This is a genomic window from Caldivirga sp. UBA161 (assembly GCF_002506515.1).
GTDB lineage: Archaea > Thermoproteota > Thermoprotei > Thermoproteales > Thermocladiaceae > Caldivirga.
The window spans coordinates 1-16,019 of the sequence record NZ_DAXS01000050.1 but is presented as its reverse complement, the minus strand read 5'-3'; the positions used below and the strand labels follow the sequence as shown (position 1 = coordinate 16,019).

Genomic DNA, 16,019 nt, shown 5'->3' with positions numbered 1-16,019 from the left:
GGCTTAATGAAGTATTAAGATAGTAGTAGAAGAGGGTTAGTTAACGGTTTAATGCATTTCATAGAAAATTAGGAGGACTCAAGTTGACTTAAGGGAGGAAATATGCGAAATGAAGAGTAAGTAGGTTAACCCACGCTTATGGTACAGGCTAAGAGGGCTATCTCTAATTCAACCTATTGAGGCATAGTATTAAACTCATAAAATCCTAACCCTAAAGGGAATAGGTTACTTCCTAATGGTTCTTGGCACTATTAGTAGCGCTATTACGCCACCGAGTATTGATGCGATTAGCATTAAAGCCACCACAATGTAACTAATATTGAATAAGCGTGGAGGAAAAAGTGAGGTTAATGAAATGGTTGTTATTTCAATTTTTACCGCATAGGCTGGTGATGCTAATACTGCAGGCTCATAAAGGTAATAACCGGAAGGTGCGTACCGCTGCGTAAATACGCTTGGCACCACAGCCACTGTTCCGTTATTTGGGATTAATATCCATTGCCCAGTAAGGTAAACGGTTAATGCAGTATTTACAGTATAACCATATATGTTAGTGGTGAAGTTTACGAGGAATTCCTTCTCATAGAATACTAAGTAGGGTTCAATGGTTAAGTTACTGAACTTCACAATACCTGTTGTAACCTCTATGCATTGAGATGAACCATTTATCATTGGGTGGATGCATAATGTGCCACCTTTAATTAATTCACCATTAGGCGCCTTAATGATTATGCCAAGGCTTGATCTGGGGTATTGGTTAAGGGGTTTAAGCTTAACGTTAGATATAGTCCACGAATATAGGGTGTAATTACCGCTCCTAATAACCTCATTCAGTACGTTACCAGGCACCTTAATGTACCCAAACCAATGTGACGCCGTGTTAATGGCTAAGACGTAGTAATCCAGGGAGTTATTGATTGTAATGCGTTCAATGCCCTCTGCAGTAATTATTTTTGAACCATTGATGAGATATGAAGTGATTACATGGCCTTCATAATCTATGATTAGTACATAAATCTTCATTAAATTATACTGCTTAATCACTGATGTATTAGTGGTGGTTAATGCGATTTCACTAGGTATTATTGTGGCTGTAGTATTATTGGTTAATGCTACATATACGTGGGTTAACTGAGCCATTACTGCAACTACTATGGCCAGGGTCATTGCGGTAATTACTAGTGGGCTGGATTTCATAGGAGGCTACTGATCTAAAAGTTAATTTATCTATCACGTAGTACGTGGCGTACTAGCGCCTAGGTTTTAAAGAACTAGTATTCTTCAACATTGTGGGTAGTGACATTAAGCTTAGTGAGACAGCATTGAGGATATATATCCTACTGCTTAAGGAGGGTAGGCCTATGAGTGCCAGGGAGGTTCAGAGGGCCTTAGGCTTATCTAGCTCCGGCTTAGCCCACCACCATTTGGAGCATTTAAGAATGCTTAACCTAGTGGTTAAGGATACTGACGGGTATAGGGCTATTAAGAGGAGTGGTGTAATTGAGGGCGCCATAATAGTTAGATCAAGTATATTGCCTAGGGCATCATTCTACATTGGGTCCGCAACAGCCTTAACAATAACCTACGCAATACTGGTGATCCTCGGCTTAATTAAATTCGACATAGTAGCGGTGATAGCGTTAGCATTACTTCAAGCATTCACCACTGTGGAGTTTAGGGATCAGTATGTTAAGTTAAGGAGGTTACTTAAGGCCATTGAGATTCAGGAATAACCAAATATCCATACGTATCCCACTTTCATGTATATGAAGGATTTATAATACGGAATCAAGTATTATATGGTTTCCACAGTTGCCCTTAGTGTTAGGGTTAGGAGGGAATTGAAAGAGAAGGCTGAGGAGCTTGGCATTAACATTAGGGAGGTTATTGAGAGAGTTCTTGAGGAGGCCATTGAGGAGAGGAGAAAGGAATTACTAAGGGAAATAGCCAATGAGCTTAAATACTTAATTTAATGGTATTAGTGATGAGGAGTGGGTTAAAGTAATTAGGGGGATAGGGATTCAAGATAAATACCTATTTGATACATCAGCATTATTTCTACTAATCCAACAGAGTAATATTATTAGCGAAATGGTTGGTAATGCATTATGGAAGGAAGCATACCTATTAAAGCGTATTAAGGATCCTTATAAAGTTGCTGAATTAATTCAGAGGTTACTTGAGGAAATTAACGTAATTACCGTTTGCTGAAGTATTGAAGGTGTCATTAAGTAGGGGTTTAACCTTCTATGATGCAGGCTACGCGTATACTGCGGAAAGCATGGCATTAGTGACTAATGATAAGCGGATACTTAAATCAACTAGTAATGCCACTAGCTTTATGGAGTTTGCTAAATGAAGATGAATAATGATACGCGATACCGAGATTAAGTACTATCATGGCATTATTAAATTGAGTATTGTTGTGGTAAAGTGATGATGGAAAACTTAACCAGCAGCCTTGTAATAATCTTAATTAAACCTTACCTGCAACGTACATTTCTGTAAGGCTACTTGTAGGTGAGGTGAATATCCTCTGGGTGGGGCCCATTCAATTAACCTGCCATTATATAGGAATGCCACGTAGTTGGAGATCCTCAGTACCTGCTGTGGGTCATGGGATACTAATACTATAGCTATATCCTTACTTAACTCTAGGATCAGCTTCTTAATTCTTCTTGCATTCACAACATCAACCATTGATGTTGGTTCATCCATTAGGAGTACTTCAGGCTTTAACGCAAGGGCTCTTGATATAACTAACCTCTGATGCTGCCCACCTGAGAGCTTACCTGCAGGTGAGTTTAACCTATCCTTGACCTCACTCCATAAGCCAACACGCTCAAGTGCTAGCCTAACTGCATCATTCAGCTCACGCTTATCCCTCACCATGCCATGAGCTCTTAAGGCATAGGCTATATTGTCGTAAATGCTCATGTGGGGGAATGGGTTAGGCTGTTGGAAAACCATACCTATATTCCTCCTTAAAACATTGGGTGGTATACTAAATATGTCTTCACCATTAAGGGTTACCTTACCCTCAACCTTAGCATCCTTATATAACTCTATTATTCTATTCAGCGCCTTAAGTAATGTGGACTTACCTGAACCTGAAGGACCCATTATTGCAAATACACTATTCCTGGGTATATGAACGCCTTTAATATCCTTTAACACGTGATTGTTCCCTAACCAAACATTGAGGCTATAAATGTTTATTACTGCGTTTGAATTCATGACTGTTCACCTCTTGTTAATGTTAATTTAACGGTTAAGTAAATGCTCAGCACTATAATTGAGAGCACCAGTGCCGTTAATGCGCTTAAACCAAAATTCAATATTAAGCCAAAGAACAAGAACACGGATATTCCTATCACTATTGTTGGGAACTCTACCACTAATTCAAGTAGGTACTGCCTAATTTGGCTAATGGGGAGTTTTCGTAAATAATAATGTATAGTGCAGAGATTACTGATAATGGTGCCGCTATGGCCACTGCAGTGGCTACGAGAAATAAACTACTCTCAAGCATTAATGTTGCTTAAGAGCTTTTGAGCTATGCCACTGGGGAGCTGCACGTAACCCTCAAGTAAATCCCCCTTGGCCCTGAGTTAATATGTACTTGGTGAATAAGTAGATGACTGCCGCCTTAGTGCAGTCGGTATAAGTTGCCTTAAAGTGTAAGTATGTTCCACCGACTATCGGGTAGGCATTCGGGGCCTTCATGTTCATGAATATACCTGCGTATGGATTCCAGTTATCAAGTACGCTGGGTAAGGCTGATGTGTTAGCTGCATTTAATGCATTAAGAATACTCGTAATGCTTGGCTTAACGAATTCACTAGTTGATGGATTTTGAGCTGCGGCTAGAGGGTTAGGGCATGGAGATTTAAATTCCTTAACTTAGTAAAATACTCATTTATATATTAATAAAAATACTATATATTTAGTGAATTAAGCGCTTAATTACTGCTTATTAGTTTTATTAGGCTTAAATTAATTAACTAGCCTTAAACCACCCATCCTTAGTTTTCATGAATCCTCTAGTTACCTCAAGTGTAAGGGCTTTAAGCCTATTGAATAATTCATTATCACCGCATATTAGCTTACCCTCATAGAATGCATCTATGAATATTGTATTAAATCTCCTAATCTCAGCTTCAGCCATTGATGATGTTGCGAAGTGTGCTTGGGCAAGATCATTGGGTGGTTCAATGGGTTGGGCATCACCAATAATTACTAGGTCCCAGTCACTGTCAATCCTTGCCTCACCCCTAGCCCTTGAACCAAATAAGATGACTGTAAAGCCCCTACTACACAATAACTTAATCCAATACTCAACCTCCTCATGCATTCTAAGGAAGACTCCCCTAAACAACATTACTAAGCACCAATTCCATGCATCTTAGGCACTCCTCAGCATCATCCCTATCGTAATCAAGCATTCGCGCATCAGGGTACCTGGAGCTTACGTATTGTTCAGTAAGTAACTTAGCGCACTTAACCACCTCACCATTAGGCCTCCTCTGAAGTATACCCAGTAACTGCTCCAGTAATGCGGCTATTGAATGCGTATAAGGCCTGGAACCAGTTAACTCAATTAACTTACCCTTAATGTAGAATTCAACAGCCTGATGCGCGAAGAAGCAAGCCTCATTGTAAAGGCCCCTATCAACCATATCCCTACTCAATCCCCTATACCGCTCAGCCCTATTATACCAACGTGAAGCCACTGGGTGTAGGCTTGTCCTAGAATAAAAACACTACATCATTAATTAACGCACCTTAATTAGGTTAAGTACTGTATAGCGCTTAAATCCCACTTAGCTTTAAACGAGTTTTAGAGTATTACCTGGTATTTGCTTAACTACGTTTCTGAATGATTTACGGCAAACACCTAATATATGGGTTATGGATTCAATGGCCGGCTTCTCATGGTTTTCGAAATTTAATGGTGTGGATTGCGTTATGTTAGTGATTGCTTTATTATTCGGTAAATAGGTAATTGCCATGCATAGTATTCGCCTATGCCAAGCCCCTGGTCCCTGGGTACCTTGGTGCCTCCAATGGTGGTAACCCATTTATAAATTATTAAGCTATTCTTCGTCAGTATTTCATTCAATTCCATTAACCTACTGGTTGGTTCACGTTGAATTACATCTGGGTCATTTATCACCTCCATTAATTCCCTTGTTAATCCCTTACCCTTAACCTCATTAATCACCGGCATAAGCCTCTCCATTACTGAATCCCTATATGCAGTTAAGTTCCAATTGAAGGTAGTAGCTAATTCCTAAAGTGCCCTTGGGTTACCACCTTGTAATGACTAAAGATCTTCAAAATCCGGTTTAGCCATTGGATTAAGTGATTCATATAGTTCCCTAAAGGACTCCTTATCAAGATTCCAAATTAACCTAGTGGCTAGGTAATTATGCCTAAATAGTAGCCTTAAGCTTTCACCCTCTGATGTAGTGGCGATAATGTTTATGGCCTTAGGCCTATGCTCATTCATGAACTTCTGCATGTATTCATAAAGCCATTTAATGCACCATTCAATGCTACCAAGGCCCATTGGTTTAGCAACATCATCAATCGCCAGGAGGATGTACTTACCTTCAAGCCCATTTTTCATAGCCTTTTCAATTATTAAAGTGATTGTTTTAGCCAATGCCTTACCAACACCTTCACCGGTAAAGCCGCTTACTAATGCATTAACCGCATCCATCATTAATTCAACATTTGGGGAAGTAAGCAACGCCTTATTTAAATCAACGCCCTCAGTGGCGTCAACGTAAACTGCAATACCTTCATTGCCAAAGTATTAACTAAACTTCCTGGCAAACTCCTTAAGTAGCCTCGTCTTACCACAACCCTCAGGGCCATAAATATATAGGGGCACATACCTGAAACCTGAGCTCCAATCCCTAAGCCAATTAAGTTCCATAACTCTATCAACGAATCTGGGTAGCACATTCTCTAGGTAATTCTCACAAGCCCTTAAATGCATTAACATTATTAATATCCTAGATTCTTTAATTTCCCCTTAAGCATAGTCTTCATACAATATGCTTAACTTACTTGGTTCACACAGTGTTTTCAACATAGAGTTTAACATGGTATTATTTAGATGATTATTAAGAGGCTTATTAAGGAGGTAGGCATTGTTAATTATGGTGAGTTGCTGTATTATTTGAACTTATTCCTGGTTAATGCCCCCTTAAGTGAATTAACTTTCACGGAGTAGTGACGTGTATGCGCCTATGAAGCTTAATACTGCGGCTATTATGAACATTATCCTTAACCCTGCAGTGAATAAACCATACACTACAGTACCCGTTAATGGTACCCCAGTGAATAAGTATAATGCAGTGTACTTGCCTAAGTACTTTGCTAGTATTGCACTGGCTAGTGTTATGCTTAGTAATTGACCTGTGAACCTCATGGTACCTAATACTCCTGATGCTACACCATACTTATCCCGCGTAACTGAACCCATTACTGAATTAGTATTGGGTGCTGAGAAGAAGCCGAAGCCTATACCCAACACTGATAATGCAGCCACCACGTTAACCACACTTCTTAGGTTAAGAGTTAGAAGCATTATGAATGCTACCCCTATGAGCCCCATTCCCAACGCAGCCACTTCCCTTGAACCGTAGATGTCGGATAACCTACCACTAATGGGTGAAAGGATCGCCATGAATATGGGTTCAGGAACGAGTATTAGGCCAGAATTGAAGGGTGAGTAGCCGAGTATTGCCTGTAGGTAGAGTGAGAATAGGAATGGTACTGAGTACGTGCTTATGTAATTAAGTAAGGCAGTCACGTTGCCAGCCATGAATGATATATTATGAGTGAATAAATTTAAGTCAAGCATAGGGTCCTTAACACTTCTTTCAATTAATATAAATAATGCGAGTGAAACCACACTAATCACAGGCAGGTAAATGTAACTTAACCAATCACCAGCGGCTGCCAGTATCATGAATATGACTATTGAGAGGAGGGCTATTGAGAACGAGGCTGCACCAGCTGCATCAATAGGTGTACCATGTTTAGTTAAGTCAATACCCCTCATGGATATGAATGATGTTACTAAGCCAATTATTGAGAGCAGCGTGGTTATTAATAATACGGCCCTCCAGCTGAGGAATTGGGTAATTAACCCACCTAGGAATGGTGCTGATGTTAAGCCCACGTAAACAGCCATTGCATTAATGCCTAATGCAAATCCCCTCTCACCCTCTGGAAATACTTGGCTAACTATGGCTGTGGAGCTTGGTGATAGTATTGATGACCCAAGGCCCATAATTAATGATGATGCTATTAGGGCGAAAATACTAGGTGATAGAGTACCCATAAGTGAGCCCACTATGAATAGGGTGAACCCAATTCTAAAGATTCTTACCCTACCGTAAATATCAGCAAACCTACCCAGTAGCACCATTAATGTTGGTAATGGTATCAGGTAAACCACAGGCACGTAAACCAACATGTAGAGTGGAGCATGGAAGTACCTACCAAGCACAGGAACTATGAATGATAGGACCGTGGAATTGAAGGGTGTTTGAAATGCCGCTAATGAGGTGGTAAATAATATGAGCCTCTTCATGACCCTTACAGCCTCCATACGAACTACACTGGTGCTTACTTTTTAAGTTAAGCACATTACCTAATTCCTTAACTTAATTAAACTTAATGAGTTAAGTTTTTAAGAATTAATTCAAGCTGCATGTCTAATGAGCAATAATGGTATGCTTAAGGTTGAGAAGCTTGTGGTTAAGTATGGGGAGAAGGTTGCCGTTAAGGGTATAAGCTTCACTGTTAATAATGGTGAAGTTTACTGCCTCCTAGGCCCTAATGGGGCTGGTAAGACATCCACCATTAAGGCCATATTGGGTTTAGTTAAGTATGAGGGTTCAATAAACATACTTAACCTTGGCCCTCCATCACCAGCAATCATGAATCATGTGGGGGTTGTTATGGAAACTCCAGCGGTCCTAGAAGCCTTAACCGTGAAGGAGTTCCTTGAGTTCCTTGGATCAATTAGGGGTATTTTCAATGCTAAGAGAGTTGAGGCGCTTTTAGAGGCCTTTGAGTTAAAGGATTACATAAATACCCCAATAGCAGCGTTATCAGCTGGCAATAGGCAGAAGGTGGCTATTGTGGCTGCATTAATGCATGAGCCGAGGCTACTGCTACTTGATGAACCATTTAACTTCCTTGACGTTAAATCCGTTAGGATACTTAAGGAATTAATGCAGAGGCATGTTGAGAATGGGGGCTCAATACTATTCTCAACACACATAATGGAGGTTGCCGAGAGGGTGTGTAGTAGGATTGGTATAATTAATGGAGGTATACTAATTACTGAAGGTACCCCAGGTAAGATTAAGGAGGAGGCTAATGCAGGTACATTGGAGGACGCATTCTTAAAGGCTATACATGCTGATGAGGAGATTAGAAGTATATTGGAGGGTCTTTAATAATGGTAAGCGTACGTAAATTGGCTTCAGTACTGTCCAAGGAGTTAATGTATCAAGGTTATACTGCATCTAGGATAAGTGGCCTAAGGCCGATGAATATTGAGAGGGCTGTTAAGATGTCTAGGATTAACAAGATAATACTCAGCGTTTTAATGGGCTTCTACGTGGGTTTAATGGGAGCCATACCTTATGCCCTTAAAAGACCTAGTGTAAGCCTAATAGAGACATTAACAGGCTCATTCTTCATAATCTTCTCATCCCTATTAAACGTCACCTTCTCGCTACAGCAGATTGATAACGTTAGGAGCTTACTGGTAACATTACCCATTGAACCTAGGCTTATTAGGTTAATCTCAATGCTATCGCTATTCATGATGATGGATACCCCCATCTACGTTTCAATAGCAGTATCAGTACTATTATCAATAATAATGGGCGGCATACCTTACCCACTCTTGGGTACGCTTCAGGGTGTTTCCTTAGGAGTAATATTGGCGGCGGGTTTCATATTAATTGCTGAGAAGGCTAGTGGTGCAATAAGGGGTTTCTCCAGGATTACTGCAGTAATCCCAATAATGATTGCGGTAATAATCCTTGGCTACGCAATTAATATTAATCCAAGCCAACTCAACCCCATTCTATCCCTAATGCCGGTGACCAGTGGCTTATTCATTAATGGGCTTAATACAGCATTCTACTTAACGATAATATACACGGTAGCCTTCATTATAGCTGCATACCTAATGCTTCAGAGGGTTGGTAATGAGATTCTTGAATACACAGTGCAGTTTCAAGTCGTTAAGGCTAGTGGATTCAAGGGATTTAAGATTAGGAATCCACTCATGGCGCTTATTAGGGTTGATTTAATTCAATCCTTTAGATCAAGGATGGCTGGAATATGGGCGATCCCAGTGAGTTACTGGGTGGTAATAGTATTCACAGTGGTTACAGGTGGTGTTAGGCTAAGCCCAGCATTACTGTTAACCTACGTTATTGAACTTAGCGCCATTATGGCATTCATACCCTATACCCTCTACTTAAGTGAGTTAAGGGGCGCCATTGCCTTTAGGCTCCTACCAATAACCCCATTAAGGAACTTAGCTAGTAAACTCCTGGTAACCTTAATAGCCTACTACGTAGCCATGATGCCCATATCAGTGTTAATACTGGTATACAAATTACCAATTAACCTCCAGGTACCAGTAGTATTAGCCTTCGGCTTACCAATGGCTGCCGCAGGAGCCATGGCTAACCTCTTCGAGTTAAGTATGAGGGAGGGGTCTGCATCATCAATCCTAATAATGATACTCTACGCCTTAGTAATAATGATTATTGAGGGTTTACCTACAGCAGCATTAATAATAACCCATATGATGATTGGTGGATACGTAATACCATCATTCATAATGTTCCTAATTTCCATGGTGGAATTCCTAATAATGCTGGTGGTACTTACTAGGTTAAGTAAGAGGCACTAATAGCTTACCTCAGTGGTAAGTTAACTTACAGATGAATTAATGTGGAGATAAGGAGGAGCTATATTATACGCATTAATATTTGATTCATAGCCAGTATTTACTGTGCAGTAGCTAAGGCCCACTATTTATGGGGTTTCAATTCCACTAGAGCATCCCCATACTTCAGATACTCCTTATGAGGGTGATATAAGCTACTTAAGCCACATCGTCGGTACTTCCTGAATTACGGAGTGAATATGCTTAGGGGTATAGTAATAAACCCACTGCCTAGCCTTAAATCTATGAGTAATGGATATGTAATACCCATGCCACTTCAATGCGTTCAATATGTTGCGCCTCACACTTGGGCATATATGAGTGTTAGGAGGGTTTTAGTTAATGAAAGGACTAAGTACCAGCATGTCCTCATAGTTGAGCTTGAGGATTTCGGTAAGGCGCTTTTCCTAGACGGCATTCTACAGTCGGCTCAGGTTGATGAGTACATTTACCATGAGTCCCTAGTTCACCCAGCTATGGTGGCTGTTGGTAAACCTGAGAGGGTACTAATATTGGGTACTGGTGAGGGTGCCGCCTTGAGGGAGGTTGTGAAGTATAGTAGTGTTAAGGAGGTTATTACAGTGGATATAGACTATGAGTTAATTAAGTACGTTAAGGAGTACCTTAAGGAGTTCCACAATGACTCATTCAAGGACCCAAGGGTTAAGGAGATTTACCAGGATGCCGTTGATTATGTTAGGAATACTGCAGCCGCTGGGGAGAAGTTTGATGTTATTGTAATGGATTTAACGGACCCATATGGATCAGAGATTGGTGCTAAGGTCTACTCAGTTGATGTGATTAAGGGTATTTACAGTATGCTTAATGATAATGGGGCATTAATTGTGCAGGCTGGTTCAAGCTTCCTATTCCCTAAGGAGTATAGGCTTGTTTACGATATTGTTAAATTAATTTTCCCTCTAGTCACTGAATACCAGGTTTGGGTACCGTCATTCATGTACGCTGAAAGCTTCATCCTAGCAACCAAGGGGGTTAATCCAGTTAAGTTAAGTAGTGATATAGTTGATGCAGTTTTGAGGGTTAACGGTGTTAAGACAAGGTTCTATAATGGTAAAGTACACTCAGCATTAATGACCTTAGGCTCCTATAGCCGAACTTAATTTCACCCCTCATTAGTGTAGTTTAAAAGAGGCCCTTAGCCTAATTTAACAGTGATGAGAGCCCTCGTGGCGGAGGAGTGAAGTATTCACGTACCGGCTGAAAATTAGACTGTTCTCTTAATGTAACCCTGCTTAGGTGCGTATATTTCACCATTACTCTTAAGTATGCTTAATATCTTATCCACAGTACCCCTATCAAGCCCCTCATTCTCAGCCTCCCTATAAAGTTCCTCAACCTTAATTGGCTTATTATTATTAATCTGCTCAAGCTTAGCTATTAGGCTCATTAGTAAGGCAATCTTCTCCTGCTGGCTCCTGGGCTTACCAGTCATGATTACGTCAATGTCGATGTTACCGGTCTCCATATCAATACCAACACTCTGCAGGAACCTCATGAATAACCTAATGGCCCTCTCAGCATCCTCAGCGGTGGCTATGCTGCTTAGCCTCATCTTAGCCTCAGCCTCAGTTAACCTAATCAAGGCCTCAAGCTGCCTAGCAGTAATAGCTACCGGTGAGCCAGCCTCCTGGGTTGATTTAGCCCTCATTTGAGTGTAGAAGCCCACTATCCTATCCTTAGCCTCAGGAGTGAGGACTGGCTTAACGTACTTCCTGGCGTACGCAATATACTTCCTAAGTAAATCAACCCTAATCATGTTCCTGAAGCCTTGAGTCAGTTCACCTGAGTGTAACTTAGCCACATGCTCAGCCACAGTTCTATCCCTATCAATGTTAGGCTCATCTTTAATTATGAATATTAGATCAAACCTTGACAATAGGGTTACAGGTAAGTCAACATTCTCGGCCACAGTCCTATTGGGTAGGTACCTACCGAAGGCTGGGTTTGAGGCTGCTAGGACGCTTGCCCTGGCGTTAAGTGTGGCTAATATGCCGGCTTTAGCTATTGAGACTGTCTGCTGCTCCATGGCTTCATGCATGGCTACCCTATCCTTAGCATCCATCTTATCAATCTCATCAACCACAGCAACCCCCATATCAGCTAAGACTAGTGCACCAGCCTCAAGGTAGAATTCACCGGTTAACCCATCCCTAACCACAGCTGCCGTTAAACCAGCTGCTGTAGATCCCTTACCAGTGGTGTAGACTGCCCTTGGGGCTATCCTGGCCACGTATTTAAGTAACTGCGACTTAGCAGTACCTGGATCACCGACCAGTAGAACATGTATGTCGCCTCTTATCCTCGTTCCATCAGGCAGTTCCTTAGGTACTCCACCGAAGAGTAGGCAGGCTATAGCCTCCTTGACGTCGTCGAGGCCATATATTGAGGGTGCTATTGATGCAATAATCCTCTCCTTAATGTCAGGAAGCATGGCTAATTTCCTTATCTCCTGCTCATCCTGGGGTGTTATTTCTATTTCAGCGAACTCCTTCTGTAGGCTCTCAATGTAATTAACATTAATAAGCCTTGAGAATACCGGTAACTTTCCTCTCCTTGGTTCAAATAAGTTTATCTCAAGCACCCCACTCAGCATAACCCTATCGCCGGGTTTAACCGTGTCAACTAGGTCATCGGTTAAGACGGCTTCAATACTCCTTGGTAATTGACCTGATGGAGTCTCCTCAGGCTTCTCTTGAATAAGTATCTTCTGCCAGTCAGTTATCACCGACTCCTCGGTTACAAAAACCATTGAATTCACTGCACCGCATTGGGGGCATTTCTTGGGTGGTTGAAGTGAGGTGTATGTGTCAGTGGTTACCGTTACCTCATATCCACATTGATTACACCTGAACTTAGCCATCTTAACGTAGTGCATAGGTGGCGTCTGCCTAAGCACAATACCCTCAATTGAAACAAACCTACCTAAATGCTCGCTCCTAAGCCTCCTAATGCTCATCCTCTCCATTGGGCTTAACCTAAACCTGGCGTGGAATCTTGGAACAAGCCTAGCGTACTCAGGGTCCTTTTCCGCTATTAGCCTACTAACCGCCTCTGAGGCGCTTTCAGTTACTAAGTCAGGCTTCTCAATCAAGTAGTCGGCTAACTGCTTATCGTAGAGTAGGAGATCATTGAAGTCCACTACAAGTGACCTCCTCCTATTCACAATAACTAGGCTTAACTCCTCATCATACTTCTCAACCTGCCTCAGGAATTTCTCAATCCTATTAACCAACTCATCCCTACTTAATTGAAGCAGCTCCTCATTACTCACTGTTAATCACCATGCTGAACCATGGATTAATAACCCTAGTTAACTCCTTAACAAGCAGCTCCTCCTCAATGGTTAACTTATCCATGATTTCCTGAGGTAAGCCTGATGGTGATACGCTAATCATGTTCAGTATCTTCTTAAGCCTAATGGAGATTAAGTCCTTTAAGGCAAGCATTAATTCCCTTGAATTACCCTGGCCATTACTTAATGCGCTTAACCTAGCCTTAACGTAGAATAACTTATCAAGCTTAGTTAATTCAGTATCCTTACCCTCAGTCCAGTGAATCCTCTTAACATCATCTACTGTAACTAAGTCCTGTTGAGTTAATGAAACATACCTACGCCTAAGAAGCCTCTCAACCAGAGGCACTGGTAATGTGACTAAATCACCCGTGGAGTAGCCTCCAAAGGAGATTCCATTAACCTCCACCTTAGGTATATCTCTACTAACAATGACCTTAATCCCCTGCCCAGCCACCGCCGTTGAAATCACAGATAACACTGATGGCATGCCTAGTGCTACTTAGGCTGGGGACCTTATAAGGGAATTAGGTAAAATACTTCCCTATAATTAACTTAAAGTATTAAGTTATGGTTACCTCAACCTCACCTTGAAGCCCACACTTCTGGAGGTCCTTCAACTCAGCTACACATATGATTTGCCTCATTGATAAGTTGCTTGCTTTAATTAATCCAAGTAATTCACCATTCAAGCCATATGCATCAGCCACTTCCATTAAATCCTCTTCAGTTACGTAATCAGGCATATTGATTACACCCATGTTCAGTATCTCGAAGAGTGGTGGGTCGTTTTTAGCAATGTAATCAACCACATCGGGAAGCATGGTTAAGATAACCCTTAAGCCGCTTAACCTAGGCATTGTGTTTCTTAAAGTATGTACCGCAGTTATGAATCCCCCTATTGATTGGTCATCTTGACTTAAGGCACCCTCATCGATAATTATTACTAAGCCCCTTAAGCCAACGGCTAGGGTTAAGTCATGGAGCATTGTTAGGAAGTCCACAGGATAATTCAAGGATGCTGCCATGAGGTCATTAATACTTAACTTAATAAACCTAGATAATGCATTACTAAGCCTCTTTGACTTGGCCACCCTCAAGACCCCCTTAATGAAGTCCTCATTATCCTTAACAGCTACACTCAATAATTGGCCAAGCCTCTTATCAATTAACTGGGCTGCATCAAGGTACATGCATAACCACTCCCTCCTAAGTTCACTGCATAGGTTTAGGACCATGTGAGTCTTACCTGACCCGGCCCTACCCACTAGGGCCATTAACTGGTAGTCATTAATCATACCCATTACCTTATCCTTCACAGCCCTCCAAGATGGCCCAAGCAGTATATTGGCCCTCTCCGGTGTGGCTAATAACTTGCTTTGCATTATGGAATCACCTTAACTAACCCATAGTACCCTGAACCAACCCTAATTCTATGTGATCCACCGTAACTCAGCACGTACCTCCTCCCATTAATTCTAATGGCCTTAAGGAACAATTGGTCGAAGTCCAGTTCCCCTATACCCAGCCTACCACATACATGCTTCATAACAGCACCCAAGTCAGCATAGCCTGTTGCTGGGTTGGCGTACTTAATTACTGCGTTGTTCAACTCCTTAACGAAGTCATCGAATGATATTGTTGGCTCAATCACATTACTGTATATACCCCTCACCTCAGGCGTGTATTGAATAATGACCCTGAAGCCGCCCCCGACCTTCTCCATTTTAAACACGCCCTCCTCAGTGAGCTTCCCTATTACTGCATCAGGATTACTAACCCTCCTGGATAAGACTTGCCTTAATTCACTTAACCTAACGCTAATCCCAGCTTCAGAATCCTCCCCAAGCACAATGCCTGAGACTATGGCTAGCTTCCTCTCATTAATAGGCACGTTAAGTTAACCTTACTGGTGTTTTATTAGTGTATCATTTATGATTCAATACCTTCATTACTAAGGCTGAGGTGCATTTAAGCTACTCTGCCTATTCTTAATCAGTAAGTCAACTATGAATGCTGCAGCCTCCTCAGCGTGTTGAAATGGCTTCTCCTGAACCTTATTATGGAAGTCAAGTATGTAGACAGGGCACTCAGCCTCATTGGCTGCCGCGAAGGCGTAATGCCTATTAGCCAATTGATGAAGCTCAATCTCCTGGGGAGTCTCCTTCTCCCTAATCCTAAGGGCCTCATCCTTCATCCTCCTCTGAATAATATCCATTGGGTTAAACTCAAGCACAATTATTGCATCAGGCATTAGCCTCTCCACAATCCTACTGGGTAAGCCAGGGTAGAAGCCACCACCCATCCTTATTGCGGCGTGGGTATCTATTAGAGTATCGCCGGGTAATTTAGCAATCTCCTCAGCGGCTATTTCCTGAACTCTCCTATACTCACTGAGGGGTAGCTTCCTCCTCATCTCATCCCTATGCGTTATCCCGTAACGCCTCTTGGCAACATCAAACATGTAGTCACCGTAATTAACAACAGTCACATCAGGTAATTTACTCTTAACAATCCCAAGTATAGTTGACTTACCAGCACCAGGAACGGCAACAACAATTAGCCTCACAGAAGGTAATCTTAAGTTGGGTTTTTAATCTTTAGGCGCATTAGGCTTAAGGTAAAACCTTATAAACCCACCACTAATAGCAGATGAGGAAGGGCCCGTAGCTCAGCCTGGCCAGAGCGGCGGGCTCTTAACCCGTA

16 protein-coding genes and 3 pseudogenes are annotated in these 16,019 nt (G+C 41.7%); 7 read left to right on the top strand and 12 right to left on the bottom strand.

Annotated features, from left to right (window positions below):
• Positions 1–225 precede the first annotated feature (225 nt).
• Positions 226–1,197, bottom strand: coding sequence for a hypothetical protein (locus tag BP896_RS05600; RefSeq protein ID WP_291766589.1), 972 nt, complete (start codon positions 1,195–1,197; stop codon positions 226–228).
• 92 nt (positions 1,198–1,289) lie between these two features.
• Here BP896_RS05600 and BP896_RS05595 point away from each other — a divergent pair, with 92 nt between their 5' ends.
• The 3 genes and pseudogenes from BP896_RS05595 (at position 1,290) to BP896_RS05585 (ending at position 2,359) form a co-directional block, all read left to right on the top strand.
• The gene (locus tag BP896_RS05595) at positions 1,290–1,733 is read left to right on the top strand and encodes a hypothetical protein (protein WP_291766587.1); all 444 of its coding nucleotides are present in this window, start codon (positions 1,290–1,292) and stop codon (positions 1,731–1,733) included.
• Between the two features lie 66 nt (positions 1,734–1,799).
• A pseudogene (locus BP896_RS05590) lies at positions 1,800–2,010 on the top strand (type II toxin-antitoxin system CcdA family antitoxin); the annotation flags it as partial.
• Between the two features lie 211 nt (positions 2,011–2,221).
• Positions 2,222–2,359 (top strand): hypothetical protein, encoded by a 138-nt coding sequence (locus BP896_RS05585; protein ID WP_291766584.1) that lies wholly within the window; start codon positions 2,222–2,224, stop codon positions 2,357–2,359.
• Between the two features lie 117 nt (positions 2,360–2,476).
• Here the strand turns inward: BP896_RS05585 and BP896_RS05580 are convergent.
• Positions 2,477–3,237: pseudogene (locus BP896_RS05580) on the bottom strand (phosphate ABC transporter ATP-binding protein).
• 493 nt (positions 3,238–3,730) lie between these two features.
• Here BP896_RS05580 and BP896_RS05575 point away from each other — a divergent pair.
• Positions 3,731–3,859, top strand: a complete 129-nt coding sequence (locus BP896_RS05575; protein ID WP_291766580.1) for a hypothetical protein — start codon at positions 3,731–3,733, stop codon at positions 3,857–3,859.
• 141 nt (positions 3,860–4,000) lie between these two features.
• Here the strand turns inward: BP896_RS05575 and BP896_RS05570 are convergent, their stop codons facing one another.
• The 5 genes and pseudogenes from BP896_RS05570 to BP896_RS05550 form a co-directional block, all read right to left on the bottom strand.
• Entirely contained in the window at positions 4,001–4,381 is a 381-nt protein-coding gene (locus BP896_RS05570; RefSeq protein WP_291766578.1) for a nucleotidyltransferase domain-containing protein, read from the bottom strand.
• Entirely contained in the window at positions 4,371–4,733 is a 363-nt protein-coding gene (locus tag BP896_RS05565) for a HEPN domain-containing protein (protein WP_291766576.1), read from the bottom strand. Before BP896_RS05565 ends, BP896_RS05570 begins: the two co-directional genes overlap by 11 nt.
• Before the next feature lie 233 nt (positions 4,734–4,966).
• Positions 4,967–5,230, bottom strand: a complete 264-nt coding sequence (locus BP896_RS05560) for a hypothetical protein (RefSeq protein WP_291766574.1) — start codon at positions 5,228–5,230, stop codon at positions 4,967–4,969.
• 96 nt (positions 5,231–5,326) lie between these two features.
• Positions 5,327–6,007 (bottom strand): annotated as a pseudogene (locus BP896_RS05555) (ATP-binding protein).
• 219 nt (positions 6,008–6,226) lie between these two features.
• Positions 6,227–7,630 (bottom strand): MFS transporter, encoded by a 1,404-nt coding sequence (locus tag BP896_RS05550; RefSeq protein WP_291766572.1) that lies wholly within the window; start codon positions 7,628–7,630, stop codon positions 6,227–6,229.
• A 109-nt stretch (positions 7,631–7,739) separates the two neighbouring features.
• Between BP896_RS05550 and BP896_RS05545 the strand changes: the two genes are divergently transcribed.
• The 3 genes from BP896_RS05545 (at position 7,740) to BP896_RS05535 (ending at position 11,121) form a co-directional block, all read left to right on the top strand.
• On the top strand, positions 7,740–8,486 hold the full coding sequence (locus tag BP896_RS05545) for an ABC transporter ATP-binding protein (RefSeq protein ID WP_291766571.1): 747 nt from the start codon (positions 7,740–7,742) through the stop codon (positions 8,484–8,486).
• Between the two features lie 2 nt (positions 8,487–8,488).
• Positions 8,489–9,964, top strand: a complete 1,476-nt coding sequence (locus BP896_RS05540) for a hypothetical protein (RefSeq protein WP_291766569.1) — start codon at positions 8,489–8,491, stop codon at positions 9,962–9,964.
• Positions 9,965–10,245: 281 nt separating this feature from the next.
• Complete coding sequence (locus BP896_RS05535) at positions 10,246–11,121, top strand: spermidine synthase (RefSeq protein WP_291766568.1); 876 nt, start codon at positions 10,246–10,248, stop codon at positions 11,119–11,121.
• Between the two features lie 104 nt (positions 11,122–11,225).
• On the opposite strand, the gene mcm is transcribed toward BP896_RS05535, so the two are convergent.
• The 5 genes from mcm to BP896_RS05510 all read right to left on the bottom strand — a co-directional run bounded on the left by mcm (position 11,226) and on the right by BP896_RS05510 (position 15,882).
• On the bottom strand, positions 11,226–13,292 hold the full coding sequence (gene mcm, locus BP896_RS05530) for a minichromosome maintenance protein MCM (protein WP_291766567.1): 2,067 nt from the start codon (positions 13,290–13,292) through the stop codon (positions 11,226–11,228).
• Positions 13,285–13,803: a DNA replication complex GINS family protein gene (locus BP896_RS05525; protein WP_291766565.1), complete on the bottom strand. Its 519-nt coding sequence runs from the start codon at positions 13,801–13,803 to the stop codon at positions 13,285–13,287. Before BP896_RS05525 ends, mcm begins: the two co-directional genes overlap by 8 nt.
• 73 nt (positions 13,804–13,876) lie before the next feature.
• Complete coding sequence (locus tag BP896_RS05520; protein ID WP_291766563.1) at positions 13,877–14,698, bottom strand: AAA family ATPase; 822 nt, start codon at positions 14,696–14,698, stop codon at positions 13,877–13,879.
• Positions 14,698–15,207 carry a hypothetical protein gene (locus tag BP896_RS05515; protein ID WP_291766561.1) on the bottom strand — a complete coding sequence of 170 codons (510 nt, stop codon included), beginning with the start codon at positions 15,205–15,207 and terminating at the stop codon, positions 14,698–14,700. The genes BP896_RS05520 and BP896_RS05515 overlap by 1 nt, the downstream gene beginning before the upstream one ends.
• A 60-nt stretch (positions 15,208–15,267) precedes the next feature.
• Positions 15,268–15,882, bottom strand: a complete 615-nt coding sequence (locus BP896_RS05510) for an adenylate kinase (protein ID WP_291766559.1) — start codon at positions 15,880–15,882, stop codon at positions 15,268–15,270.
• Positions 15,883–16,019: the final 137 nt, after the last annotated feature.

What these genes read in the sequence shown, in the direction of transcription:
- BP896_RS05535 (WP_291766568.1), top strand. Translation starts at nt 10,246, where the DNA reads ATGAGTAATGGATATGTAATACCCATGCCACTTCAATGCGTTCAATAT.
- BP896_RS05540 (WP_291766569.1), top strand. Translation starts at nt 8,489, where the DNA reads ATGGTAAGCGTACGTAAATTGGCTTCAGTACTGTCCAAGGAGTTAATG.
- BP896_RS05520 (WP_291766563.1), bottom strand. Translation starts at nt 14,698, where the DNA reads ATGCAAAGCAAGTTATTAGCCACACCGGAGAGGGCCAATATACTGCTT.
- BP896_RS05560 (WP_291766574.1), bottom strand. Translation starts at nt 5,230, where the DNA reads ATGCCGGTGATTAATGAGGTTAAGGGTAAGGGATTAACAAGGGAATTA.
- BP896_RS05525 (WP_291766565.1), bottom strand. Translation starts at nt 13,803, where the DNA reads ATGCCATCAGTGTTATCTGTGATTTCAACGGCGGTGGCTGGGCAGGGG.
- BP896_RS05575 (WP_291766580.1), top strand. Translation starts at nt 3,731, where the DNA reads ATGAATATACCTGCGTATGGATTCCAGTTATCAAGTACGCTGGGTAAG.
- BP896_RS05570 (WP_291766578.1), bottom strand. Translation starts at nt 4,381, where the DNA reads ATGTTGTTTAGGGGAGTCTTCCTTAGAATGCATGAGGAGGTTGAGTAT.
- BP896_RS05550 (WP_291766572.1), bottom strand. Translation starts at nt 7,630, where the DNA reads ATGGAGGCTGTAAGGGTCATGAAGAGGCTCATATTATTTACCACCTCA.
- BP896_RS05600 (WP_291766589.1), bottom strand. Translation starts at nt 1,197, where the DNA reads ATGAAATCCAGCCCACTAGTAATTACCGCAATGACCCTGGCCATAGTA.
- BP896_RS05545 (WP_291766571.1), top strand. Translation starts at nt 7,740, where the DNA reads ATGAGCAATAATGGTATGCTTAAGGTTGAGAAGCTTGTGGTTAAGTAT.